Below are 2,314 nucleotides of genomic sequence, written 5' to 3' on the forward strand. Positions count from 1 at the left end.
GACCTGCTCCGCGGCGCCGGCCTGCGCGTGACCGCCGCCCGCGTGGCCGCGCTGCGCGCCGTGGGCGAGAACCAGCACGCCACGACCGACGCCGTCCTCGGCTCGGTCCGCTCGGAGCTCGGCACCGTGTCCGTCCAGGCGGTCTACGACGTGCTGCACGCACTGACCGACGCCGGCCTCCTGCGCCGCATCGAGCCCGCCGGGCACCCGGCCCGCTACGAGCGGCGCACCGGCGACAACCACCACCACATCGTCTGCCGCTCCTGCGGCGCCATCGGTGACGTGGACTGCACGGTGGGCCACGCGCCCTGCCTCACCCCGAGCGACGACCACGGCTTCGTGGTCGAGACCGCCGAGGTGACCTACTGGGGCCTGTGTGCCGACTGCCGCGGCAAGGACTCCACCGTCGGCGACCCCGCCGTCGGGCACGCGACGCAGCCCTGACCGCAAGACCTTCCAGCCCCGCTGGAACCCCGCAAGAACCCCCGCAAGCAGCAGCAGAGGAAGGCACGTCTGAATGACTACTCCCTACACCACCACGCAGACCGGCACCCCGGTCACCAGTGATGCGCACTCGCTGACCGTGGGCGCCGACGGCGCCACGGTCCTCCACGACCGCTACCTGGTCGAGAAGCTCGCGCAGTTCAACCGCGAGCGCATCCCGGAGCGGATCGTGCACGCCAAGGGCGGTGGCGCCTTCGGCGAGTGGGAGATCACCGGTGACGTGTCGCAGTACACGCGTGCGGCGGCCTTCCAGCCGGGCGCCAAGGGCGAGGTCGCGCTGCGCTTCTCGTCCGTGGCCGGCGAGATGGGCTCCCCCGACACCTGGCGTGACGTGCGCGGCTTCGCGCTCCGCTTCTACACGACCGAGGGCAACCTCGACATCGTCGGCAACAACACGCCGGTCTTCTTCATCCGCGACGCGATCAAGTTCCCGGACTTCATCCACTCGCAGAAGCGCCTCCCCTGGTCGGGCCTGCGCGACGCCGACATGCAGTGGGACTTCTGGACCCTGTCGCCGGAGTCGGCCCACCAGGTCACCTACCTCATGGGCGACCGCGGCCTGCCGGCGTCGTGGCGCGAGCTGAACGGCTACGGCTCGCACACCTACCTGTGGACCAACGCCGCGGGCGAGAAGTTCTGGGTCAAGTACCACTTCCACTCCCGCCAGGGCGTCAAGTTCCTGAGCGGTGAGGAGGGCGAGAAGATCGCCGGTGCGGACGCCGACTACTACCGTCGCGACCTGTACGAGGCGATCGAGCGCGGCGACAACCCGGTCTGGGACATCAAGGTCCAGGTCATGCCGTACGACGACGCGAAGACCTACCGCTTCAACCCGTTCGACCTGACCAAGGTCTGGCCGCACGCGGACTACCCGCTGATCCACTTCGGCCACTTCACGCTGAACCGGAACCCGAAGAACCACTTCGCGGAGATCGAGCAGATCGCCCTGTCCCCGGCCAACCAGGTCCCGGGCACGGACATCTCGCCCGACAAGATGCTGATGGCCCGCGTGTTCTCCTACCCGGACGCGCAGCGCTACCGCGTGGGCACCAACTACCAGTCGGTGCCGGTCAACCAGCCGCACGCCGCCCCGGTGCACAACTACTCGCAGGACGGCTCGCAGCGCCACCACTTCAACGAGGTGGGCACGCCCAACTACGCGCCGAACTCGTTCGGTGGCCCCGTCGCCGACCCGGCTCGCGGGCACGACGGCTCCTGGGCGCAGGACGGCGAGCTGGTGCGCACCGCGGCCACGCTGCACAGCGAGGACGGCGACTTCGTCCAGCCGGGCACGCTCTACCGCGAGGTCTACGACGACGGCGCCAAGGCCCGTCTGCTGGAGACCCTGACCGGCCAGGGCCAGTCGATCACGATCGACGAGATCCGCGAGCGCTTCTTCCAGTACTGGACGAACGTCGACGCCGAGCTGGGCGCCAAGCTGCGCGCGGCCGTCGCGGCCTGACCCAGCAGCAAGCAGCCGAGGCCGGGCTCCCGTCGGGGAGCCCGGCCCCGGCCGTTGAGCGAAGTTCAGCAGGCAGGCGACCGGAACCGGGCTGGTTGCAACCGCCTGTCGCCTGCTGAACGTGGCTCGGTCTGCGGCATGAGGGATTTCCACCGGGATGACGGCGGGTCCTTGTCGGGCGGCACCGGCGGCGGATAGCGTCCCGAGGTGCTCCACAGCGCTCCGGCGCCGTCCGAGATGCCCATCGCACCGAGAACAAGGGAGCCGACCATGTCCCGCTCGCTCGCCCGGATCGGCGCCGCCCTCGCGGCCGGCCTGCTGGCCCTGACCGCCGCTGCCGGCCCCGCG

At 70.6% G+C, this 2,314-nt stretch carries 2 protein-coding genes; both read left to right on the forward strand.

All coding sequences use genetic code 11. The features are described from left to right. The coding region (locus tag PROKR_RS12580) for a Fur family transcriptional regulator (RefSeq protein WP_084800415.1) at nt 1-444 on the forward strand (444 nt) is incomplete at its 5' end. 73 nt (nt 445-517) lie between these two features. Continuing rightward, on the forward strand, nt 518-1,966 hold the full coding sequence (locus PROKR_RS12585; protein ID WP_036963708.1) for a catalase: 1,449 nt from the start codon (nt 518-520) through the stop codon (nt 1,964-1,966). The last annotated feature ends 348 nt before the right edge of the window (nt 1,967-2,314 follow it).

It is taken from the genome of Promicromonospora kroppenstedtii DSM 19349 (assembly GCF_000515355.1).
GTDB classification, from domain to species: domain Bacteria; phylum Actinomycetota; class Actinomycetes; order Actinomycetales; family Cellulomonadaceae; genus Promicromonospora; species Promicromonospora kroppenstedtii.